The sequence below is a fragment of the Roseibium aquae genome (assembly GCF_008711285.1).
Taxonomy (GTDB): Bacteria; Pseudomonadota; Alphaproteobacteria; order Rhizobiales; family Stappiaceae; genus Roseibium; species Roseibium aquae.
In genome coordinates this window covers 223,093-246,727 of record NZ_VXDC01000007.1, presented here as the reverse complement: position 1 = coordinate 246,727, position 23,635 = coordinate 223,093, and the positions used below count along the sequence as shown (strand labels likewise).

At 62.4% G+C, this 23,635-nt stretch carries 18 protein-coding genes; 4 read left to right on the top strand and 14 right to left on the bottom strand.

All coding sequences use genetic code 11. The features are described 5' to 3' along the window. On the bottom strand, positions 1 to 1,062 hold the full coding sequence (nadA, locus tag F0184_RS13100; RefSeq protein WP_150496730.1) for a quinolinate synthase NadA: 1,062 nt from the start codon (positions 1,060 to 1,062) through the stop codon (positions 1 to 3). Between the two features lie 376 nt (positions 1,063 to 1,438). On the opposite strand from nadA, the gene F0184_RS13095 reads away from it, so the two are divergent. Both F0184_RS13095 and chrA read left to right on the top strand, forming a co-directional pair. Beyond that, complete coding sequence (locus tag F0184_RS13095) at positions 1,439 to 2,668, top strand: MFS transporter (RefSeq protein ID WP_150496635.1); 1,230 nt, start codon at positions 1,439 to 1,441, stop codon at positions 2,666 to 2,668. Positions 2,669 to 2,758: 90 nt separating this feature from the next. Then, a complete protein-coding gene (gene chrA / locus F0184_RS13090) occupies positions 2,759 to 4,030 on the top strand; it encodes a chromate efflux transporter (protein ID WP_150496634.1) in 1,272 nt (423 codons plus the stop codon). A gap of 28 nt (positions 4,031 to 4,058) precedes the next feature. On the opposite strand, the gene glyS is transcribed toward chrA, so the two are convergent. Then, on the bottom strand, positions 4,059 to 6,200 hold the full coding sequence (gene glyS, locus F0184_RS13085) for a glycine--tRNA ligase subunit beta (protein ID WP_150496633.1): 2,142 nt from the start codon (positions 6,198 to 6,200) through the stop codon (positions 4,059 to 4,061). 200 nt (positions 6,201 to 6,400) lie between these two features. Between glyS and F0184_RS13080 the strand changes: the two genes are divergently transcribed. Continuing rightward, a complete protein-coding gene (locus F0184_RS13080; protein WP_150496632.1) occupies positions 6,401 to 8,059 on the top strand; it encodes a putative bifunctional diguanylate cyclase/phosphodiesterase in 1,659 nt (552 codons plus the stop codon). Between the two features lie 53 nt (positions 8,060 to 8,112). On the opposite strand, the gene F0184_RS13075 is transcribed toward F0184_RS13080, so the two are convergent. The 7 genes from F0184_RS13075 to F0184_RS13045 form a co-directional block, all read right to left on the bottom strand. Next, positions 8,113 to 10,074, bottom strand: a complete 1,962-nt coding sequence (locus F0184_RS13075) for a DUF2207 domain-containing protein (protein ID WP_150496631.1) — start codon at positions 10,072 to 10,074, stop codon at positions 8,113 to 8,115. A gap of 62 nt (positions 10,075 to 10,136) precedes the next feature. Continuing rightward, a complete protein-coding gene (locus tag F0184_RS13070; RefSeq protein ID WP_150496630.1) occupies positions 10,137 to 10,694 on the bottom strand; it encodes a LemA family protein in 558 nt (185 codons plus the stop codon). A 97-nt stretch (positions 10,695 to 10,791) separates the two neighbouring features. Next, positions 10,792 to 11,760: a glycine--tRNA ligase subunit alpha gene (locus tag F0184_RS13065; protein ID WP_150496629.1), complete on the bottom strand. Its 969-nt coding sequence runs from the start codon at positions 11,758 to 11,760 to the stop codon at positions 10,792 to 10,794. Between the two features lie 110 nt (positions 11,761 to 11,870). Then, the gene (locus F0184_RS13060; RefSeq protein WP_150496628.1) at positions 11,871 to 12,056 is read right to left on the bottom strand and encodes a hypothetical protein; all 186 of its coding nucleotides are present in this window, start codon (positions 12,054 to 12,056) and stop codon (positions 11,871 to 11,873) included. A gap of 54 nt (positions 12,057 to 12,110) precedes the next feature. After that, a complete protein-coding gene (locus F0184_RS13055; protein WP_150496627.1) occupies positions 12,111 to 12,968 on the bottom strand; it encodes a S49 family peptidase in 858 nt (285 codons plus the stop codon). 154 nt (positions 12,969 to 13,122) lie between these two features. Beyond that, positions 13,123 to 13,677, bottom strand: coding sequence for a PilZ domain-containing protein (locus tag F0184_RS13050; RefSeq protein ID WP_150496626.1), 555 nt, complete (start codon positions 13,675 to 13,677; stop codon positions 13,123 to 13,125). A gap of 121 nt (positions 13,678 to 13,798) precedes the next feature. Then, positions 13,799 to 14,764: a uracil-DNA glycosylase gene (locus F0184_RS13045; protein ID WP_244299165.1), complete on the bottom strand. Its 966-nt coding sequence runs from the start codon at positions 14,762 to 14,764 to the stop codon at positions 13,799 to 13,801. Positions 14,765 to 15,086: 322 nt separating this feature from the next. On the opposite strand from F0184_RS13045, the gene F0184_RS13040 reads away from it, so the two are divergent. Further along, positions 15,087 to 16,763, top strand: a complete 1,677-nt coding sequence (locus tag F0184_RS13040; protein WP_150496624.1) for an electron transfer flavoprotein-ubiquinone oxidoreductase — start codon at positions 15,087 to 15,089, stop codon at positions 16,761 to 16,763. A gap of 504 nt (positions 16,764 to 17,267) precedes the next feature. Here F0184_RS13040 and F0184_RS13035 read toward each other — a convergent pair. The 5 genes from F0184_RS13035 to F0184_RS13015 all read right to left on the bottom strand — a co-directional run bounded on the left by F0184_RS13035 (position 17,268) and on the right by F0184_RS13015 (position 23,528). Then, positions 17,268 to 18,581, bottom strand: coding sequence for a DEAD/DEAH box helicase (locus F0184_RS13035; RefSeq protein ID WP_150496623.1), 1,314 nt, complete (start codon positions 18,579 to 18,581; stop codon positions 17,268 to 17,270). A gap of 338 nt (positions 18,582 to 18,919) precedes the next feature. Next, the gene (locus F0184_RS13030) at positions 18,920 to 20,035 is read right to left on the bottom strand and encodes a PQQ-dependent sugar dehydrogenase (RefSeq protein WP_150496622.1); all 1,116 of its coding nucleotides are present in this window, start codon (positions 20,033 to 20,035) and stop codon (positions 18,920 to 18,922) included. A 116-nt stretch (positions 20,036 to 20,151) separates the two neighbouring features. Beyond that, the gene (locus F0184_RS13025; protein WP_150496621.1) at positions 20,152 to 20,469 is read right to left on the bottom strand and encodes a chorismate mutase; all 318 of its coding nucleotides are present in this window, start codon (positions 20,467 to 20,469) and stop codon (positions 20,152 to 20,154) included. Between the two features lie 3 nt (positions 20,470 to 20,472). Then, positions 20,473 to 22,788, bottom strand: a complete 2,316-nt coding sequence (locus tag F0184_RS13020) for an NADP-dependent malic enzyme (protein WP_150496620.1) — start codon at positions 22,786 to 22,788, stop codon at positions 20,473 to 20,475. A 77-nt stretch (positions 22,789 to 22,865) separates the two neighbouring features. Then, on the bottom strand, positions 22,866 to 23,528 hold the full coding sequence (locus F0184_RS13015; protein WP_150496619.1) for a ceramidase domain-containing protein: 663 nt from the start codon (positions 23,526 to 23,528) through the stop codon (positions 22,866 to 22,868). Positions 23,529 to 23,635: the final 107 nt, after the last annotated feature.

Sequence of the window (23,635 nt, the reverse complement as noted above, 5' to 3'; positions counted from 1 at the left end):
TCAACTTTTGAGATTGATCATCCGCTCGACGGCTTGACGCGCCCTGGAGGCGACCGCCGGATCAACGACCACTTCCTCTTTCATTTCCAGCAGGGAGTCGAGGATTTTGTTCAGCGTGATCCGCTTCATGTGGGGGCACAGGTTGCACGGGCGGATGAAATCCACATCCGGCGTTTCGCTCGCCACATTGTCGGCCATGGAACACTCGGTGATCATCATCACCTTTTCCGGGCGCCGGGTCTTGACCCAGTCGATCATGTGCGCTGTGGAGCCGGCAAAATCGGCTTCCGCCACCACTTCCGGCGGGCATTCGGGGTGGGCGATGATCTTCACCCCCGGCTCGATCTTGCGGTAATCCCGCAGTTCCTGGGCGGTGAACCGCTCGTGAACCTCGCACGCCCCGTCCCAGATCAGGACTTCGACATCGGTCTTGTTTCCGACATTGGCGGCCAGATACTTGTCCGGGATCAGGAAAACCTTGTCCACGCCGAAGCTTTCAACCACTTGCAGGGCGTTGGAGGACGTGCAGCAGATGTCGCACTCCGCCTTCACGTCGGCGGATGTATTGACATAGGTGATGATCGGCACACCGGGATTGCGCTCGCGCAGCCCGCGCACATCGGCGGCCGTGATGGATTCGGCCAGCGAGCAGCCCGCCTTCATGTCCGGGATCAAGACGGTCTTGTCCGGGCTCAGAATCTTCGAGGTTTCGGCCATGAAGTGGACCCCGCACTGGACGATCACATCCGCGTCGGTCCGGGTCGCCTCGATGGCAAGCTGCAGGCTGTCGCCGACAATATCCGCGACACCGTGGAAAATGTCGGGCGTCATGTAGTTATGCGCCAGAATGACCGCATTGCGCTGTTTCTTGAGGATGTTGATCGCGTGGATCGTGGGCGCGAGAGCCGGCCACTCGATCGCGGGGATGATATGCTTCACCTTCTCGTAGATCGGCGCGGTCGCCTCCGCGACCTGCGGGGTGAAGGCAAGGTCCGGACGCGGAAGCGGGCCGAACCGGTCGAGCGCGGTTTCGCTCGATACGGCGGCGTCCGGGATCATCATGGCGGCTTGGCTCGGGGTCATTGCGACCTCCCTTGTCGGTTCTTGCTCAAACTGCTTTTACTCATTTTGAGCATAAGTTATTCAAAAGAAAACGGGCCAGAGGCCCACACCGTCTTTTGCTCGTCGTGAGTTTATATAAGTGCCGGCTTAGGAAAAATCTACCCCAAATTCACGGGGGCTCTTTCCGGCGCCCATTCCAGGGTCGGCCGTACGTCCTCTCACCATCTTTGGGAGCCGCCGGCCGCGAGCCGAAGAGCGCGGGAGGCATGCCGTAAACCCATTCGCAATATTGATGGAATTTTCACAAAAAGTGACTGTTTTGGATAGTAAGGGAACCGTATTATTCCGCGCACGATCCCAAGCTAAGAGACGCGTCATGACCGCTCCCGCCCAACGCCGCCACAGTCCGAACATCCCATTGGTGATCGCCTGCGGATGCCTCATCGCCCTGATTTCATTCGGCCCGCGATCGGCCATGGGGCTGTTCTTTCAGCCCATGACCGAAGCGCGCGACTGGAACCGGGAGCTGTTCGCCCTGGCGCTGGCCATCCAGAACCTCATGTGGGGCTTTGGCCAGCCGATCGCGGGCATGATGGCGGACCGCTATGGCACCTGGAAAACCATGGTCCTGGGCACGGTCATGTATGCCGCCGGCCTCGTGCTCATGGTGGACGCGGAAAGCGCCGTGGCGCTTCATGTTTCCGCGGGTGTGCTTGTTGGGCTTGGGGTGGCCTTTTCCTCCTTTTCCCTTGTCCTCGCCTCGTTCGGCCGCGTTGTGACGCCCGAGCAGCGCTCGATTGCTTTCGGGATCGGCACGGCCTCCGGATCGCTCGGCCAGTTCCTGTTCGCGCCGCTCGGCGGAACGTTGATCGCGGAGATCGGCTGGCAGCAGACCCTTATCGTTTTCGCCGGTCTCATGATGCTGGTCCCGCTTCTGGCCATTGCCCTGCGCGGCAAATCGCAAGCCAGCACGGATCCGGCGGTCGCGGACCAGAGCCTGATGTCGGCGGTGGCCGAAGCCTTCGGCACGCGCGGGTTCGTGCTTTTGACATTCGGCTTCTTCGTCTGCGGCTTTCATGTGGCCTTCATCACCGTTCACCTGCCGCCCTATATTGCCGATCTGGGTCTCGACCCGAGCTGGGGCGCCGTCGCGATCGCCCTGATCGGGCTGTTCAACATCGCCGGCTCCCTGATGTCCGGCTATATCGGCGGGCGCTACTCCAAGCCGGTTTTCCTCTCCCTGATCTATATCGGACGGGCCATCGCGATCTTCGTCTTCATCATGGTGCCGCCCTCGCCCGCCAGCGTGCTGGTCTTTTCCGCCGTCATGGGTCTTTTGTGGCTCTCGACCGTACCGCCCACCTCTGGCCTGGTGGCGGTCATGTTCGGGCCGCGCTACATGGCGACCCTGTTCGGCTTCGTGTTCTTTTCCCACCAGGTGGGCGCGTTTCTCGGAGTCTGGCTGGGCGGCAAGCTGTATGACGAAACCGGCTCCTACGACCTGATCTGGTGGGTCGGCATCGCGCTCGGGCTGTTTGCGGCCGTGGTGCACTGGCCGATCCAGGAAAAACCGGTGGCCCGGCTGGCCGGAACCGCCGCGCAATGATAAAGCCCTGAGCATCAAAGGCCGCCGCGATCGCGCCACGGGCGCGGGAGCGGGCCGGTCCTCGTCAGGCATGAACCATGCGGGTGGCAGATGACAGGCGCAGTTCCTTCGCTCAAGGATTTTGCCCGCGTGTGGCTCAAGATCGGTGTGACCTCGTTTGGCGGCCCGGCCGCGCATATCGCGCTCATGCACCGGGTCCTAGTCGACGAACAGAAGTGGCTGACCGAACGCCAGTACCTCAATGCGCTCAGCTTCTGCATGCTGCTGCCCGGCCCGGAGGCCATGCAATTGGCCGCCTGGTCCGGCTGGCGCCTGCACGGGCTGCGCGGCGGGCTGATCGCCGGCCTGAGCTTCATTTTGCCCGGCGCGGCCGTCGTTCTCGTCCTTGCCGCACTCTATGGGGCTTTTGGCGCGGCCCCGCTGGTTCAGGCCCTGTTCCTTGGCATCAAGGCAGCCGTCATCGTGATCGTCGTTCAGGCGCTCGCGAACATCTCCAGGCGGGCTCTCAAGCGCCCGGACCAGTGGGCTCTGGCCGGCCTAGCCTTTCTCGCGATCTTCTTTCTCGGGGTTCCCTTCCCGGTCATCATTCTGTGTGCCGCGGTCTATGGATATCTGACCAGCACGGGGCCGGTGGGAGAACTGCAAGCGCCCGATCCCTTGTCTTTCCGCAACACCGCCCGCACCGCCGCGACATGGCTCGCGATCTGGCTCGTCCCGCTCGGGGCTTTGTGGCTGGCGCTCGGCGGCGACAGCATTCTTGTCCAGATCGGCGTTCTGTTCTCCAAGCTGGCCGTTGTCACCTTCGGCGGGGCCTATGCCGTTCTTGCCTATCTCAGTCAGGAAGTGGCCATCCAGCGGGAGTGGCTGACCGCCAATGAAATGATCGACGCGTTGGGGCTGGCCGAAACAACGCCGGGGCCGCTGATCCTGGTGACCGAATTCGTGGCCTATCTGGCCGGCAACAAGGCCGGCGGAGCGCTGATGGGGGTGACGGCCGCAATCGTCGGTCTCTGGATGACCTTCGCGCCCTGCTTTCTTTGGGTGTTTACCGGAGCCCCGTTCATTGACCGGCTGGAACACGCGCCGAAACTGCGCGGCGCCTTGTCGGCCATCACCGCATCCGTCGTGGGCGTGATCCTCAACCTGGCGCTCTGGTTCGCGCTTCACGCCAGCTTCGCGAACGTCGAGCGGGAAACGCTCGGGTTTTTGCAGGCCTGGGTGCCGGACCTGACCACCTTTGACTGGCGCATGGCGGCGCTGGCGGGGATCGCCGCCGTCTTGATCCTCAAGCTGAAATGGGGCCTTGGCCGGGTCCTGCCCGCCATGGCCGCCCTCGGCTGGCTCGTCAGCCTGGCGGGGTGAGCCGTTAAGCTCACCGGCGCTCCCGTCTCTATCCCGCGACCTTGGAGAAGTCGGCGACCACATGGGTGGCATCGCGGATTTCGGCGAGCAGTCTCAGCCGGTTCATGCGGATGTCCGGCTCATCGGCATTCACCAGAATGTCCTCGAAGAACGTGTCGACCGGCGCGCGCAGCCTCGACAAGGCGGTCATGGCCGCCTCGAAATCTTCCCGCTTTACCGCATCCGCCGCCCCGGCCCGGGCCGTATCGATGCTCGCGGCCAGATCGATTTCAGCCTGCTCACGGAAGTGATCGGCATGCGGACGGCCGGTGACCGGCGCGCCGTCCTTCTTTTCTTCCGCCCGCAAGATATTCACCGCGCGCTTGTAGCCCGCAAGCAGGTTCGCGCCGTCGTCGGAGGCAACGAATTTGCCGAGGGCCTCGACCCGCTTGACCACCATCAGCAGATCATCCTGACCGTCCAATGCGAACACGGCGTCGATCAGATCGTGCCGCGCGCCTTCGTCCTTCAGGTGGACCTTGAGGCGGTCGGCGAAGAAAAACATCAAGTTAGGAATCGCCATATAGGACGGCTTGAAGAGTGGGAAAACCTCCTTATCAGTGTTCAAGGAAGCTTCGGTGATCATAGCAATACGATCGTAATGGAGGTCATATGCGGAGATGAGCGCGCTCTGTAGGCTCAAACGCAGCCCGTTCTCCAACACGATCCGGATCACGCCCAGCGCGGCGCGGCGGAGGGCGAACGGATCCTTGGAGCCGGTCGGCTTTTCGTCGATCGCCCAGAACCCTGCCAGAAGATCAAGCTTGTCGGCCAGCGCAACGGCAATGGCGACCGGATCGGCCGGCACCTTGTCGCTGGGGCCTTGCGGGCGGTAGTGATCTTCAATGGCAAGGGCCACAGACGCATCCTCGCCCTGCTTGTCCGCATAGGTCCTGCCCATCTGGCCCTGCAGTTCGGGAAACTCGTAGACCATTTGGGAGACCAGATCGGCCTTGGAGAGCCTTGCCGCGCGCTTGGCCTTGTCGGCATCGGCGCCAACCCCCGGGGCAAGCTCTGCGGCAAGCGCTTCCAGCCGCTTCACCCGCTCGCCCTGGGTGCCGAGTTTTTCATGGAAAACGATGCTGTCGAGCTTCGGCAGATTGTCCTCGAGCCGGGTTTTCAGGTCCGTTTCCCAGAAGAACCGGGCATCGGACAATCGCGCGCGGATGACTTTCTCGTTCCCCGCGACGATCGTCTTGCCACCATCCGGCGCCTCGATGTTGGAGACCAGCACGAAGCGGTTGGCAAGGTTGCCCGTTTTCGGGTCCTTCAGCACGAAACACTTCTGGTTCGCCCGGATGGTCAGGCGGATGCATTCGTCCGGAATGTCCAGAAATGTGTCGTCGAACTTGCCGGACAGCACGACAGGCCACTCCACGAGGCCAGCTACTTCCTCCAGCAGGCCCGGATCCTCGACAAGCTCCAGGCCCAGCGCAAAGGCCCGGTCCTTGACGTCATGCAGGATCATGTCCTTCCGCCGGTCGGCATCCAGCACGACCTTGTGCTTTTCCAGTTTGTGGGCGTAGTCGTCGAACCGGCGGACGGTGAACGCCTCATTCGCCAGGAACCGGTGCCCCCGGGTCGTGTTGCCCGCCTGGAAACCGTCCACCTCGAACGGCACGATCTCGGGATCCTCGGTTTCCGGGCCAAAGGTCGCAACAACGGAATGCAGCGGGCGGACCCATCGCAAGCCGCCGGTGCCCCAGCGCATGGATTTCGGCCACGGAAAGTTGCGCACGACGCCGGGCATGAACCCGGCGATCAGGTCAATCGCATCGCGCCCGGGTTTCTCGATCACGGCAACATAGAAATCGCCCTTCTTCGGGTCGGTCTGAATGCTCGCCTCGTCGATGGAGGTCAGGCCGGCGCCGCGCAGGAAGCCCTCTATGGCCTTTTCCGGAGCATCCACCCGCGGCCCCTTGCGTTCTTCGCGGGTGGCCGCCGACCCCAGGGGAACGCCGGCAACGTGCAGCGCCAGGCGCCGGGGCGTCGCGAAGGCCTTGGCCCCCTCATAGGGAAGGCCTGCTTCCACCAACGCGTTGGTGACCATGGTTTTCAGGTCTTCGGCGGCGCGGCGTTGCATGCGCGCGGGAATTTCCTCGCTGAAAAGCTCAAGCAGGAGATCGGGCATCGGGAACACTAACCTTTTGGCGGGATCGCGCGACGATCGCGCTCATTTTCCAGTCGCCACGTCCGTTACCAAGTTGGTCTGGCCTTGTCACCCCCTGCCGACAAGGCAAGCGGAAAACCCCTTATCATCGGTAGCCCTTAATCAGTCCTCAACACTCCCCTGCCACGTTGGCAGATGGTATCCGTCGAGACAACGCGCGCATGAAGTTTTTCTCATCCCACGTACGGACAGCATTGGCGCTTCTGGTCCTGATCGGGGTATCCAGCACCCTTTTGGCCTATGCGCATCCGCTGGACGTGTTGCCGGGCTTTGGAGAGCCGGGGCACAAAGCTGCCGAGGTACTCGTCAGCACAGCCATGGCGACGGCGGTCATTCTCAGCGTCTACTGGGCCACCACCTTCTTGCACATGCGCCGGGAAATCGCCCATCGCACGCTGGCGCAGGCGCAAGCTCTCGAACTCGCCCAGCATGATGCGCTGACCGGACTGCCGAACCGGCGGAAGTTTCAAACCGCCTTTCCCAATCTGACCGGCAATCTGGCCCCCGGCGTCTCACGTGCCGTGATGATGCTGGATGTCGACGGTTTCAAGCCGATCAACGACGTGTATGGGCACGCGTTCGGGGACTCGCTGTTGCGCAGTTTCGCCGGCCGGATCCAGGACACGGTCGGGCCCCACGGTTTCGTTGCCCGGCTTGGCGGCGACGAATTCGCGATTGTCACGCCCCAATTCACGGATCGTTCCGAGGTCTCGAGCCTCGCCCGCCAGCTTCTGACACGCACGCAAGAGAGTTTCGACCTTGGAACACGGCGCGTTTCGATCGGAACGGGCATCGGCATTTCGATCTTTCCGGACGATGGCTATTCCGCTTCGGAATTGCTCCGGCGGGCCGACATCGCGCTTTACCGCGCCAAGACCTCGGGCCGCTCGGCCTACCGCTTCTTCGAGGTGGACATGGATGCCACCATCCTGCATCGCACCTTGTTGGAGCAGCGTCTGCGGCGCGCGATCGACGAGAAGATGGTCAACGTCTTTTTCCAGCCCATCCTTGACCTGGAGACGCAAGGGATCATCGGGTTCGAGGCCCTTGCCCGCTGGACCGACCGTGATTTCGGCGAGGTGGCCCCCACACAATTCATTTCGATTGCCGAAGACAGCGGGATGATCGCGGAACTTGCGGATGGTCTGTTCCGCGAGGCCTGCGAGACCGCCGTCACCTGGCCGAACGACCTGTTCTTGAGCTTCAACATATCCCAGGTGCAGTTGCATGACCGAAACCTGCCATTGAAGATCATGGCCGCCCTGTCGGAAACAGGCCTTACTCCGGACCGGCTCGTTTTGGAGGTGACGGAAACGGCCATCATGCGCAACCCGAACAGTGCCCGCGTCATCCTCGATCAGCTGGCTGCCGCGAACATCAAGATTGCGCTCGACGACTTTGGAACCGGACATTCAAGCTTGTCGTTCCTCCGGGACCTGCCGATCAACACGGTGAAGATCGACAGATCCTTCACCTGCAAGATGGCGCACAACAAGGAATGCGCCGCCATCGTGGAAGCTGTCCTGGTGCTGTCGGAAGGCCTTGGCCTGAATACCGTTGCCGAAGGAATCGAGCAGACGGAGGTTCTGGAACGTCTGCACAAGTCGGGCTGCCATCAGGGCCAGGGGTTCCTGTTCGGGGCAGCAGCTCCAGCCGACAAGATCCCCGCAATGCTCGAACTTGCCCGGCAGGTCCGTGACGGGCAAGCCGCCGGGCCGGGGTCCGGCACGGACCTGCCCGCGCTGGATGCGGCCACGGTTCCGCAGGTTGCGGCATTGCCCGAACCGGCACCGGCCGTGGAAACACGCAAGGTGATGTGACGCCGGGCATGCCGGCAAGCGGCAAGGCGGGTTCAGGGCCGGTCGTGATCCTGTTACCAGCCGCCGCCGCCGCCACCGCCCCCGCCGCCGCCTGAAGAGCCCCCTCCGGACGACCCGGAACTGGACGACTTCGGAGCGGGAAGCGAGGATCTGAACGATCCGGCCATGGCGCTCGCCGTTGAACCGATACTGCGGGATATGTCTGTGCTGTCGAAATCGCCGCCCCGGTACCAGCGGGGCTGGTAAATGCGGTCCCGGTCCGTCGCGGCCGCGTTCGACAGCCACGCTTCAAAATGTGTCGACCACGGTTTTTCGACACCGAGGGACACCGCATAGGGCAGCAGTCTTTCGAAATGAAGCACACTCATGTCCGGCGCCTGCGTCATGTTCAGACGGTCCTTTTCGGCTACCGACAGATACAGCACCAATCCGTCCAGCTCGTCCATGACGCCGCGCCCATGGGCGGTCGGAACATCGATCACCATGGCATAGGCGAAGAACAGGATGACAATGCCGATGACGAAGGCCGGAAGAAGCGGGATTTCCGGGGGCGTCCCGAGGATCACGGACGTCAGCAGCACCACCAGATAGATGGCGCCGGCGGCAATCGCCGCGAAAATCAGCCAGAAGGCGAGCGATGACCACTCGCGGCCCATGTCGGGCACCACGGAGGCTTTGACCAGGATCGTCAAACCGACCGAGATGACTATGGCAAAGATAGTGAAGAAACTGAACAGAAAGGCCTGTTCGAACTGGGCCTCGCTCAGGTCGGCGAAATAGATCAGCGCGATGATGGCAAGGATGCTGCCGACAAAGCCGGGCAGCAGATAGATGCTGTTGCGCTTGAAATAGACCCCGCCATATTCGCGGTTGATCGCCGAAACGAACTTGTCGCCAAGCGCGCTGATCGCCTCGCCGTTCTTCTGGTTCAACGCCAGCGGCGTACCGCGCTCGCGAATGTAGCGTTCAACAACCGCCTCGCCTTTTGGCAACGGCTTTTCATGGCGAGTTTGCCCCTCATCGGGCGCTTCCAGGACGAGATCCTTGCCGTCCTTTGAAAGCTTCAAACGCCCCTTGATGGCAAGGCTCAGGCAGGCGGCCGCCAGCGCCGTCCAGCGTCCCCCCTCGATGCCCCGGTTGCTGATATAGCTCGCCATGGCCGGCGAGACGCCGTCGGGCGCTTCGAAGCGAGGAAAGATCACGCCTCGGGCCGGATCACGGCCAACCAGCCACCAGGAAACACCGTAGTAAAGGGCCAGGATCAACAGCGCCGGAGCGCCGATGACGAAGACCCGCTGGTCTTCCAGCCATTGTGCCCATTTGTCCGAAGCGCTCGGCTCGGGAACGATACCCTTTGGAAAACCGGCGGCAATCGTCAGGCCTTCATAGGCGCCGAGCGGCCGGGTGGTCTGGAAGACCAGAAGGCCCGTTGCCGGATCTGCCGCCGCTTCATAATCGGCGCCGTCAGCCCCGAACGGGCCGGTATAGGCGGCAAATTGCGCGGCTTGCGCATTGTCTGGCAGCCGGATGCGGGCGACGGCCTCCTCGATGGGGAAGATCCACTCATTCCCGGTCACATTCCAATAGACTTCGTCATAGTCTTCAAAGAAACGGACCTGCCGCCCCATGCGGTATCGGATCGTGTAGGTGTAGATCCCCGGATCGAGGAAAACATTCTCGCGGCCGATATACACGCGCAGGCCGCGCGCGGCTTCGCGCGTGAAATTGTTTTCCCGCTCCCCGTCTCGCAAAACCTCGAGCAGCTCGAAAGGAACGTCGTGCTCCCAGCCGTTGGCGTCTATCGCGCGCAGCGGGATATCCCGGAAAATGCCGCGCTTGATTTCCTGCCCTTCCGCCCGGACCCGGATGGTCTCGGTGACCATCAAGGACCCGTCCTTTTGAACGTCAATGTCGGAGACAAAGGAGAGGATCCGCTCATTCGCCAGAGCGGCGTTGGCGCTCACGCACCACAACACCACCGCCACAAACGCCAGCAGGGATCGATTGAGCCGCATGACCGGATCTCCTTTTCAGTGCCGAGCGCATCGCGCGTTTTGGTGAAACGCCCTGAGCCGATCTAGAATTCAACTTTCGGGACAGCGCGTTCGGCCGCGTCCTCGATCTCAAAATACTCCGCCTTTTGAAAACCGAACTGGCCGGCAACCAGATTGGACGGAAAGCTCTCGACAGCCACGTTCAAACCGCGCACCGCGCCGTTGTAATAACGCCGGGCCATCTGAATGGCGTTTTCGATCTCGTCGAGCGAGTTGTGCAAATCTGAAAAATTCTGGCTGGCTTTGAGGTCCGGATAGGCTTCGGCGACCGCGAACAACCGGCCGAGCGCCAGACCCAGCGCGCCCTCTGCCTGTGCCCGTCCTGCCACATCGTCGGCGGCAACACCGCTGGCTTTGGCCCGCAGGTCCGTGACCGCATCGAGTGTCGACTGTTCGTGGCTGGCGTAGCCCTTTACCGTCTCCACGAGATTGGGAACAAGATTGGTGCGGCGCTTGAGCTGAACGTCGATACCGCTCCAGCCCTCCTGCACCATTTGCCGTTTCCGGACAAGTTGGTTGTAAAGAAAGACAATATAAACAGCCAGCGCCGCCACAGCGCCGAGAACCAACCAGCTTGCCATTGAAACCTCCGCAAAAGACGGAGCGGAGGCTACCCCGCGGCTCTTGGAATGTCATCCAAGAACGAAACGGTCATCGACAGACCCGCGCGCTTTCCGGTCAGTCGGCGGGCTGGTTGTGAAACCCGACACCGCCGGCCTCGGTCTCAAGAAACGCAGCGCCGCAGGCCTTGGCCAGTTCCCGGACCCGCAAAATGTAGCTTTGACGCTCGGTCACGGAAATCACGCCGCGCGCATCAAGCAGGTTGAATGTATGGCTGGCCTTGATGCACTGGTCATAGGCCGGGAGCACGACCTGATGAACGGAAAGGCCCTTGTCTTCCCGCGCTCTGGCCCCTGCCGCCAGAATCGCCCGGCACTCTGCTTCGGCGTCCTTGAAATGCCGGAACAGGGCTTCGGTGTTCGCGTGCTCGAAATTGTAGCGGGAATACTCTTGCTCGGCCTGCAGGAAGACGTCGCCATAGGTGACCTTATCGGCCCCCTCCATCCCGTTGTAGTTCAGGTCATAGACGCTATCGACACCCTGGATGTACATGGCGAGCCGCTCCAGCCCGTAGGTGAGTTCGCCGGAGACTGGCGAACACTCGAAGCCCGCGACCTGCTGGAAATAGGTGAACTGCGAGACTTCCATGCCATCGCACCAGCATTCCCATCCCAGTCCCCAGGCACCGAGGGTCGGGCTTTCCCAATCGTCTTCGACGAACCGCACATCGTGGACAGAGGGGTCGAGCCCGATGGCATACAGACTGTTGAGATAAAGCTCCTGAAGGTTCGGCGGAGACGGTTTGAGCAAAACCTGGAACTGGTAGTAATGCTGCAAGCGGTTCGGGTTTTCGCCGTAGCGGCCGTCGGTCGGGCGGCGCGAGGGCTGCACATAGGCGGCCTTCCATGGCCGCGGGCCGAGCGAGCGGAGCGTGGTGGCGGGATGGAACGTGCCCGCGCCGACTTCCATGTCGTAGGGTTGAAGGACCACACATCCCTGGTCGGCCCAATAGCGCTGCAGGGTGAGAATCAGACCCTGAAACGAGTTTTGCGGACGCATGTGGGAGGGCAAGGAGCTGGACGACATCAACCGGATCCGTTGAAACAGGACAAGAAAACGCCCCCGGTACGGGGCGGCGCCGGCGGACAGGTGCCACGGCGCCACGTCAAGGTCAAGCCGGGAGGCTGGCTTCCAGATCAACGGCCCGTGGGTTTATACCGGCCGGTTTCCGCATCCCGCACCAGGTTGACCGGTGCCGTATCCGGATTGTCCCTGGCCTTTTCCGAGAGTCGCCGGTCGATCTCATGCATCTTTTTCTGCACCCGGCGGGCGATCCAGTAGCCGCCGATGGCGAGGGCTGCAAATCCAAAGAGCTGCGTCATGAAAGTCTCCGTTCACACCCGGGATGGGCCGGCACGGCCGTAAGGCCGCCGCCTTTAAAGACCGTAGCGCATCCAGAGCGCGCGTTCTTCCGCCGCGGACACCAGATCGTTGGCCAAGTTGGACGGGAATGCAAGTGCCTGTTCCGTTCCGCCGACGCCCGCGCGGCGGGCGAACAGTCCGCGCGGCGCGGCAATCAGCTTCGGTTCGCAATCCTTGCCGAACCGGGCCTTCAACGTGCCCCGCAAATCGCCCAGCTTGTCGACCAGCCCCAGATCCCGGGCGGACCGGCCGGTCCAGAACTTGCCGGTGAACAGGTCGGGATCATCGGACAACACGTCCTTGCGGCGGGATTTAACAAGATCGATGAAGGTTTCATGCAACTCGATCTGCAGCGCCTTGAGATACTCGACCTCCTCCGGTTTTTCCGGCTGGAAGGGATCCAGGATCGCCTTGTTCTTGCCCGCCGTGTAAACCCGCCGCTCCACGCCGATCTTCTCAATCAGCCCCTTGAATCCGAACCCGGCGGCAACGACGCCGATGGATCCGACAATGGACGAGGGGTCAACAATGATTTCATCCCCGGCCACGGCCAGCATGTAGCCACCGCTCGCGGCCACATCCTCCACAAACACGAGAACTTCCTTTTCGTTTTCCTCTGCCAGGTCCCGGATCCGCTGGAAGATCAGCCGCGACTGGACCGGGGATCCGCCCGGCGAGTTGATGATCAAGGCGACCGCCGGGGCCTTTTTCATCGAGAAGGCCCGAGCCAGAGGCTGGGCGACGCTGGCCAGCGACAATCCCGGCCGCAGCGGTGTGGCCATGCCGATCGGCCCTTGCAGGCGCACAACCGGCACCACGGATCCGGACTTCTTGAAGACAGCGGGAAGAAAACGTCTGAGGGCATTAAGCACGGGGGTCTGTACTCTCGAGTGATTGGGTCATCGTCGTCGAGTGGGATATAGGCCCTGTGCCGGGGCAGATAAAGGCTTCAGGACGACAGCGGCCGTCAGACGGGCCGCAACAGCATCCGGAAAGCCGGTTCTGAAGGCGACGGGAAAGCGCGGATCAATCGAGATATTGCGCCGACCTCGCATCCGGACTGCGGGAGAATTGCCACATCAGTTCCACGCCGGCGAGATCGTCCTTGCGCCAGACGATCTTGCCGCGCACCGGAAGATCCAGACCCTGGATGCGCAGGGTGATATCGTTGGGCAGCCGGCCGAGTTCGTTGCCCTGGATCTTGCATCCCTTTTTGCTCGCATCGATGATGGTGCATTCCACCATGATGGTCCATTTGCGGTCGCTGATGCTGGCGGGGATCTTGACTGGCCGCCGGCGCTCGTCCCGGCGCTCCATCGGCGCTTCGCCATCGAACTCGAAACTGACCTCGATCCATGCGCCATGGGAGGCCATGACCCGGCCCTTGATCATCTGCGAGCGGCCCGGGATCCTGATCCCGATAATGTCATGGAGCATGGGCAAATCCGCCGCATAGAGCCGGCACCCGGCCACGCAGATCTTCGAGGCTTGTGCTTCCATGCAGGCCAGATTGGCAAGATCCACGACGAAAACCGGCAAAACCGCGTCCGGTTGAATATTATCGAGCGGAATCATGGACATGGATAACAGACCCCCAGCACACGCTTGCCGACGCCCAGCGATGTACCTTTGACGCGAATCTATACCGGCAAGGTAAACGCTTGGTTGCAGCCGCACCAAACTGAGGGAGAGAGTAGACGAACTACCCTTGCGTCAGCCTTGTCAGCCGCGCCTTGACCTCAAGAAAGTCCCGCCATGACAGGCGCTTCTCCAGCGGGCTGCGCAACAGATAGGCCGGGTGATAGGTCGCCAGACAGGGAATGGCCCGGCCGCGCGCGTCGTAGTCCATCCACCGCCCGCGCAGCCGGCGGATGCCGTCCTGAACACCGAGCAGGGTTTTCGCCGATGCCGCCCCCAAAAAAACCAGCACCTTGGGATCCGCCAACTCGATCTGGCGTTGAATGAACGGCTTGCACAGTTCCGTTTCCTGCGGCGTTGGCGTGCGGTTTCCGGGAGGACGCCACGGAACAACATTGGCGATATAGGCTGATGACCGGTCAAGCCCGATCGCGGACAGCATCCTGTCCAGCAATTGGCCCGATCTGCCGACAAAGGGTTTGCCCTGATTGTCTTCTTCGCGGCCCGGCGCTTCGCCGATGAACATGATGTCGGCCGCCGGATTTCCGTCTGCAAAAACGAGGTTTTTCGCCGTAAGGCGGAGATTGCATCCGTCGAAACCGGCCAGAAGCCTGTACAATTCCTCAAGCGTTTCAGCGCCTTGCGCAAGGTCGCGCGCCGACTGAATGGCGGCTCGATCCGGGACGACGGGGGTTCCGGCAGGGTTGGCCGGCAGAGAAGGTGCCGTTTGTGCCGGGACCGGCATGACGGACGCGGGCGCATCGGCCCAGCCGGTTCCGGTGGGTTCGGCCGTCACCGATCCCGCGCCGGTCCGGCCACCGGGCACGGCTCGCGGCACCGCCCTGGTAGCTCCCCCAGTTGCCAGCCCAGTTGCAGGCGCCCTCGCCGGGCCTGGCGCCGCCGCGACCTGGGCGGATCGTTCAAACCGGTCGACCGGCTGATCTTCCAGAAAGGCGTCCACACCGCCCGCGACATAAAAATCGACGAGCGCTTCAAGCTCGCGCGCGGGGACAGGATTGTCATGTTGCAACGGGTAACACCTCCGGGCTCCAATTCTAGCGGCGCGATCGGGCGAGGCAAGCAGGATCGAGGCAGGATCCCGGGCCGCGCCGGGATATACCCGATCTTCCGCGCACTCCCCTTGTTTGAAACACGCCGGATCGATATTACCCTTTACGTAAACGGAAGACTTGACGATGAGCCCGGGTTTCGGCCAAGAGAAACCCACAGGTGTCGCATGGCCCGGGCAGGTTTCCGGGAAATGCGTCGAAAAATATCGTGTTTCGGGCCGCCCAAATGTGCAAAGAGGAACAAAGGGACCGGATACCGAAGACACTGTGAGGGAGAGCCGAATGGCGGAGCAGGACGCGCTGGGTGAACGCGAAAGCATGGAAGTTGATGTGGTGATCGTCGGGGCCGGTCCGGCCGGCCTGTCGGCGGCCATCCGGCTGAAACAGCTTGCCGATGCGGCGGAGCAGGAGATCAGCATCGTTGTGCTGGAAAAGGGCTCCGAGGTCGGCGCCCATATCCTGTCCGGGGCCGTGATCGACCCGATTGCCCTCGACCGGCTCCTGCCCGAGTGGCGGGAAGAGGAAACCCCGATCAAGACCGAAGTCACCGCTGACCATTTTCTTGTTCTGGGTCCCGCGGGCAGCATGCGGCTGCCCAACATGTTCATGCCCAAACTGATGAGCAATCACGGCAACTACATCGTATCGCTCGGGAATGTCTGCCGGTGGCTCGCCGAAAAGGCCGAAGCGCTCGGCATCGAGATCTATCCGGGCTTTGCCGCGGCCGAAATCCTTTACGATGACGAGGGCCGTGTCGCGGGCGTTGCCACCGGAGACATGGGCATTGGCCGCGACGGGGAACCGAATGCCATGTTCACGCGCGGCATGGAGTTGCGCGCCAAATACACCCTGATCGGGGAAGGCGCGCGCGGCTCGCTGGCCAAACAGCTGATTGACAAGTTCGATCTCGCCCGGGACAGCGATGTGCCGAAATTCGGGATCGGCATCAAGGAATTGTGGCAGGTCGACCCGTCCAAACATCAGCTTGGTCTGGTTCAGCATTCGTTCGGATGGCCCTTGGACCGGAAGACCGGCGGTGGCTCGTTCCTCTATCACCTGGAGGACAACCAGGTGGCTGTCGGGTTCGTCGTCCATCTGAACTACGAAAACCCCTGGCTCTCCCCCTTCGACGAATTCCAGCGGTTCAAGACCCACCCCGCCATCCAGGATGTGTTCGAAGGCGGCAAGCGCATCTCCTATGGCGCGCGCGCCATCACCGAAGGCGGCTATCAATCGGTTCCGAAACTGGCCTTCCCCGGCGGTCTGATCATGGGGTGTTCAGCCGGGTTCGTGAATGTTCCCCGCATCAAGGGATCGCACAACGCCATGCTGTCGGGCATGCTGGCCGCCGAAGAGGTCATGGGTGCGCTCAGCCGCGGCGAGGCCTACACCCAGCTGGACAATTTCGACAAGGCCTGGCGCGAGAGCGAGATTGGCAAGGACCTCAAGAAAGTCCGCAACGTGAAGCCGCTGTGGTCGAAACTGGGCACGATCGGCGGCGTCGCTCTGGGCGGTCTCGACATGTGGACCAATGAGCTGTTCGGGTTCTCCTTCTTCGGCACCATGAAACACGGCAAGACCGACGCCCAGTCCCTCAAGCCGGCGAAGGACTGCCCCAAGATCGACTATCCCAAGCCCGATGGCGTAATTTCCTTCGACAAGCTGTCGTCCGTCTTCCTCTCGAACACCAACCACGAGGAAGACCAGCCCATTCACTTGAAGGTCAAGGACGACACCCTGCAAAAGCTCTCGGAACATGATGTGTTCGCTGGCCCCTCGAGCCGCTATTGCCCGGCCGGCGTTTACGAATGGGTGGAAGATGGCGAGGGTGCGCCGCGTTTCCAGATCAACGCACAGAACTGCGTGCACTGCAAAACCTGCGACATCAAGGATCCGAACGGAAACATCACCTGGACCGTTCCGGAAGGCGCGGGCGGTCCGAATTATCCGAACATGTAGGACACCGCCGGAGAAGAGCTTTCGGGCCTTCAGGTCCGGCACCCGTTTTGCGCAACAACAAACAGCCCCGGAACATCGTTCCGGGGCTGTTCTCTTGTGGTCGATGGAGATCTCCGGTGCCACCCCATCAGGTTGTTGCGCCGGGCGCGGTTGTCACGAAGGTACGGTTTCTCTTCGCCCCGGCCACAGTGAAGCCGAAGCGTCGCGCGCTCTTCTCGCCCGCTACCACAAGCCAATTCCCAAAGTCATTAAAAGGCGCGAGCAACCCCGTCCCGCAGGCACGGTGGTCTTCCCACGCAGGTTTGGGCCCGAGACCCAAAATGAAAGCGCTTTCGAAAGCATTCAAAGCGCTTTGACTTCCAGGCAGGAGCCTTAACCTACAGGTAAGGCCTGCGCAAGCGTTATTTGCGAGCGTCCATAACGATTTTCAAAAAATGTCACAAAGCCCTGTCCAGCCCGAGCCGAACCCGCGCGTTCGCGGGTTCCAAACTCCGGTCGATTGGACTACGCAGCCCGGTATGCGCCCGACGAGCGTTTCCGGTTCGGCCGCCGGCCCGCGTCCGGACCATTGCCCGTCGCCTTTTCCTTGCCTTGAAACTGAGGTTTCGATTGCGGCCGCGGCCCGTTGGACGAGCGGCGCGGTTTGGCTTGTTTCCGCCCGCGGCCCGGCGATTCCGCCTGGCTCATCGAAGGGACCTCGCCACTTGCAACTTCGATCGCAATCCCGGTGAGTTTCTCGACCTGGCGCAGCAGCCCGATCTCCTCGGGCGCGCACAGCGCCACGGCATCCCCCTCGGCACCGGCCCGCGCGGTCCGCCCGATCCGGTGAACATAGGCTTCCGCGACCTCGGGAAGCTCGAAATTGTAGACATGGCTGACACCGGGGATATCGATCCCGCGTGCGGCCACATCCGTGGCGACCAGAACCTTGATCGTGCCTTCGCGCAATCCCTTGATCGCCCGGTCGCGCTGATTCTGGCTTTTGTTTCCATGGATCGAACCCGCGGAAATCCCGGCGGCGACCAGCTTTTTCATCAACCGCTCGGCGCCGTGTTTGGTGCGGCAGAACACCAGCGCCGTGTCGCCCGGCCGTTTGCACATGAGATCCGTCAAAAAGTCCGTCTTGGCCTTTTGGTCCATGAAATGGACCGATTGCGCGATCTTGTCGGCGGTCCGGCCTGCGGGCGCGACCTCGACCCGGACGGGATCCGTCAGGTAGGAGCGCCCCAATTCCTCGATCTGCTTTGGCATCGTCGCGGAAAACAGAAGGGTCTGGCGATCCTTGGAGACGAGTTTCGCGATACGCCGTAGCGCGTGGATAAAGCCGAGGTCCAGCATCTGGTCGGCTTCGTCGAGCACCAGGTATGACGCAGCGTCGAGCTGGACGGCATTGCGGTCGACCAGATCCAGCAGCCGGCCTGGGGTCGCCACCAGAATATCGGCGCCCCGGGCCATCCGCTTGATTTGCGGGTTGATGGAAACACCGCCAACCACGGTGGTGACGCGGAGCGGAGATCCCTTGATGAAGGAAATCAGATTGTCGGCGATCTGTTTCACCAGTTCGCGGGTTGGCGCGAGGACGAGCGCGCGGGCGCCCTTGGCGACCGGCCGGGTGTCTTCCTCAAGCAGCCGTTGGCACAGCGGCAAACCGAAGGCGGCCGTTTTCCCGGTGCCAGTCTGCGCAAGGCCGAGGAGATCCTCGCCGCGCAAGATATGGGGAATGGCATCGCGTTGAATGGGGGTCGGCGTTTGATAGCCGGTTGCGGCAATGGCCTTCAACAGGGTGTCTGACAGGCCAAGCGTCTGAAAATCGGTCAAGTGTGTTCCTTTGCTCAAGCCGGATCCAGGAAAGCCGGACGGCTCGACGACCGCTTGCGCGGCGGCAAACGGGTGAAGTTGGAGGATGCGGAAGACGCGGGACTTCAGCCGGAGCTGAAACCATCGGTCTTCCGTCAGAACCCCGCGTGAATTGGGAACTGGAATGTGAGCTTCGGGACGTTCATGTCCCGCTTATCGGCTGTGCGTCCGCCGATGGCAAAGCCAATCGCGGGAGGGACACTCATCGTTCACGCACCGATCAGCCACAAGGAGCCGTATCGGCGCTTCCCGTCGCAAAGTCAAGGAAATTCATCGCCCAAGGGGCGAATGCATGCGCCTCACGTGCCGGGCGTGAGGCGCAAGAGCCGCCCGTCACCGCTATCGGTCAGCACATAAATGGCGCCGTCGGGCCCCTGCCGGACGTCCCGGATCCGCTCGCCAAGGGCGGCGAGCAGTTTTTCCTCTCCGGCGACCGTCGTGCCATCAAGGTCAAGACGGGCAAGATGCTGACCGGCAAGGGCGCCGACCAGCAGAGAGCCTTGCCATTGCGGGAAAAGCGGGCTCGTGACGAACGCCATCCCGGACGGCGCTATGGACGGATCCCAGTAGTGGACGGGTTGTTCCATGCCCGCCATGGATGTTCCCTCGCCGATCGTGCCGCCGGAGTAGTGCCGTCCGTAGGAAATGACGGGCCAGCCATAGTTCCTGCCCGCTTCCGGCCGGTTCACCTCGTCGCCTCCCCTCGCCCCGTGTTCGACGGTCCACAAATTGCCGGTCCCGGGATGAATGGCCGCGCTTTGGACGTTGCGGTGGCCGATGGACCACAATTCGGGCAGATAGCCGCTGCGCCCGACGAACGGATTGTCGGAAGGCACTGACCCGTCGCGGTTGATCCGCAAGACCGAGCCGGCATGATTGGACGTGTCCTGCGCGCTTGGGCGGTCGCCCCTGTCTCCGGTCGTGACAAACAAGGTGCCGTCGGGAGCAAAGGCAAGCCGCGAGCCGAAATGACGGCCGCCAAAACCGCGATTGTTGCCGGAGAAGACCGTTTCGCCGTCGCGCAGGGCAAAACCGCCGCCGTCCGCAACAAGCGTGCCCCGGAAAACGGAGGTGCCGGCCCCTTCCGGCGATCCTTCCGAAAAGCTCAGATAGACCTCGCGGGTGCTTGCGAAATCGGGAGCAATCGCAACATCCAGTAGCCCCCCCTGACCCTGGGCGAAAACCTCCGGGACACCGGCGACCGGGGTCTGGCGCCCATCGGCGGTCACATGCTTCAGCGTGCCATCGCGCTCGGTGACCAGGAAGCCCCCGTCCGGAAGAAACGCGACCGCCCATGGCGAAGACAGGCCGTCCGTGACCGTTTCAATGGCAAGGTCCGCCTGCGCGTTGGCGGCGGCGGGAAAACCAAGAGCCAGCGCGGCGACCAGGGGCAGGATTGAACGCAACTTCGACATGTCAGGGCACCTCATGTTCCGGGCACAGAAGACTGTCCATGACATAAGGGCAAAACCGGGCAAGACCAGAAGCCATTCGCTTTTTTTACAGCCTGCCGGCTCTGCCGCGTGCCAGGTCAAGATCCGCCGCCGAGACGCGCGGCGATGGTGCGCTCCTCGTAGGCAACGTTCCAGTCGATCACCGCCCGCCAGATCCTGTCGGTCTGCTCGGGTTCGAAGCCGAGCTCCGCCGCGCGGGTGCGCAGCGCGCTCAGCATGGTTTCGATCCGCTCCGGATCGAAGGCTTCTGAGGGATGCTGCTTCAGTTCCGCCATGCGGCGGACATAGCCCTGCCGCTCGGCGAACAGCTTCAGGATCACCAGGTCCAGACGGTCGATTTCGCCGCGAATGTCCTCCTTGGAGTGACAACTAGACGGCGGTTTCGAACGCTCCATGTTTCAGTCTCCCGGCACGGCCTCACCCGCCTGCGACCGGGTCTGCGCCTCGACACAGGCCAGAGCCGACATGTTCACCACCCCTCGCGAGGTGACGGACGGGGTGAGGATGTGGGCAGGCTTCGCCGTCCCCAGCAGGATCGGCCCGACATGCAGCGCGTTGGTCGCAACCTTCAGCAAATTGTGGGCGATATTCGCTGCATCCAGGTTCGGGAACAGCAGGAGGTTGGCCTCCCCCTTCAGTTTGCTGTCCGGCATCACCCGCTCGCGCAGAGCCTGCGAAAGCGCGCTGTCGCCGTGCATCTCGCCGTCCACCTCAAGCTCGGGATAGCGTGCCCAGATCAGTTCGAGTGCCTCGCGCATCTTGCGGGACGAGGGCGTGTCGCGGGACCCGAAATTGGACATGGACAGGAGCGCGATCTTCGGTTCGATCCCGAAACGCCGGATTTCCTCGGCCGCCAGCACCGCCATTTCGGAGATTTCATCCGCAGTCGGGTCTTCCGTAACGAAAGTGTCGGAGAGAAACAACGCCCCCTGGCTGTTGATGAGCAAGGACATGGCTGACAGATCGCGTGCGCTCCCGCACACGCCGATCACCTGCCGGATATCCCGCAGATGCTTGGTGAAACGGCCTTCCAAGCCGCAGATCAGCGCGTCGGCGTCCCCGCGCCGGAGCGCCAGCGCGGAAATGATCGTCGTGTTGGTGCGGACCATCGTGCGGGCGGCACCCGGCGGCACGCCTTTGCGGCCGACGCATTCCAGATACTCGTCCACATAGGCGCGGTAGCGGGGGTCGTCCTGCGGGTTGATGAACTCGAAATCGGTGTCGGGGCGGATCTTCAGCCCGAACCGCTCGCAGCGCTGCGACAGAACATCCGGACGCCCGACCAGAATGGGCGTTGCGATGCGGTCTTCGATCAGGACCTGGGCCGCGCGGAGCACCCGCTCGTCCTCGCCTTCCGCATAGATGATCCGCTTCGGTGCCTGGCTTGCCGCCTGAATGATCGGCTTCATGATCAGGCCGGAGCGGAAGACGAACCGGTTCAACCGATCGAGATAGGCGCTGAAATCCTCGATGGGCCGGGTCGCGACACCGGTTTCCATCGCGGCCCTGGCGACAGCCGGCGCGATGCGCAGGATCAGCCGCTGGTCGAACGGAGAGGGGATGAGATAGTTCGGACCGAAAGTCTCGGTCTTGCCGCCATAGGCCCGGGCGGCGACATCGGACGGCTCTTCGCGCGCCAGACCGGCAATGGCCTCGACGGCCGCCCGCTTCATCTCCTCGTTGATCGTCGTCGCTCCGACATCGAGCGCGCCGCGGAAGATATAGGGAAAGCACAGGACATTGTTGACCTGGTTGGGATAGTCCGACCGGCCGGTACACATGACAACGTCATCCCGCGCCGCCCGGGCTTCTTCGGGCATGATTTCCGGGTTCGGGTTCGCAAGCGCCAGGATCAACGGCCCGGAACCCATTTTCTTCACCATGGCAGGCTTCAGAACGCCAGCGGCCGACAAACCGAGGAACACATCGGCGCCCTCGATCACCTCGTCGAGCGTGCGCTTGTCCGTGTCCTGCGCGAAAACCGCCTTCCACTGATCCATCAGGGTTTCCCGGCCCTGATACACCACCCCCTCGATGTCGGTGACCCAGATGTTTTCCCGGCGGGCCCCGAGCGAAACGAGCATGTTCAGGCAGGCCAGAGCCGCGGCTCCGGCACCGGAGGCGACGATCTTGGCATTCGCCAGATCCTTGCCCGCCAGTTCAAGACCGTTACGCACCGCCGCACCGACGATGATCGCCGTGCCGTGCTGGTCGTCGTGAAAGACCGGAATGTTCATCCGGTCGCGCAGCGCCGCTTCGATCATGAAGCATTCCGGGGCCTTGATGTCTTCCAGATTGATGCCGCCAAAGGTCGGCTCGAGAACGGCGACCGCATCCACGAACTTGTCGACATCGGTTTCGTCGACTTCAATGTCGAAGACGTCGATCCCGGCGAACTTCTTGAACAGGACGGCCTTGCCTTCCATCACGGGCTTGGAGGCCAGCGGGCCGATGTTGCCAAGCCCGAGGACCGCCGTTCCGTTCGAGATGACACCCACGAGGTTGCCGCGGCTCGTGTAGTCGGCTGCCTTGGACGGATCGTCCGCGATCGCCAGACACGGCGCCGCCACACCGGGCGAATAGGCGAGCGCGAGGTCGCGCTGGTTGCCCAGAGGTTTGGTCGGCTGGATCTCAAGCTTTCCAGGGCGCGGATGCTGGTGAAAGAAAAGGGCCGCCTCGGTGAGATCGCTCCGACTGTCCTTCTGGTCGCTCATGTCCGCTGCCTTGCTCGTTCGTGTTGCCATGTCTTGCGATCGCCCCCGTCCGAGCGGTCAGGCGAAGCTCTTTGTTTTCAGGTCTTTGCACTCGTGTAACCGGCCCGCTGCCAAATGAGAACCCTCAGCAGCAAGAACAGGACCACAGCGTTCAGAATATGCCACAGGAAATGGGTTCCGAGGCTGATCTGATCGCACATGGGCATGTCGAGGGCGCGGAATGTGAGCGAAAGCGTGAACACGCCGCCGCTTGCCAGCACCCACAGGGCGAGCCGCCGGTTTTTCGGCAGGTAGAACGCCCCGACCACAAAAATGGCCAGCAGCGCCGGCAGATAGGAGGCCGAGCCGCCGATAATCGGAACCCAGATTTCACCCACCATGGGGCCAAGCACGAAGAAGCCGATGAGGATGGACACGCAGATCACCCAATGCAGTTCGAGAAACCGGCGCAACGCCATCAAGAGATAGAAAAGGATGAACAGCATGATCGGGATGACATCGGCCGCCCCGGCCCACCGGGTGGCGAAGGTGTGAAACAGGAACGAGCCGATGCCGATGAGAAACACCAGGCCAATCAATGCAAGTCCCGCGCGGTCATCGGGGGTCTGGCGCCGCCACAGGCCATAGGCGGCCACCGCCGCAACCAGGAAGGCCGCATTGGTCACGGCATTGACCGGCTCGGCCCAGAATGCCGGTGTCAGACGTTCGCAGTAAATGTCGACATGATCCGTCAATGCCATCGGTGCGCGTGCTCCCTTGCTGTCGTCGCCTCTTCTTAGTGCCTTGATGTGACGATCCGGGCAAGGACACATCGACATCCCGCCGGCCGGGCTGTTGGCTGGCCGGA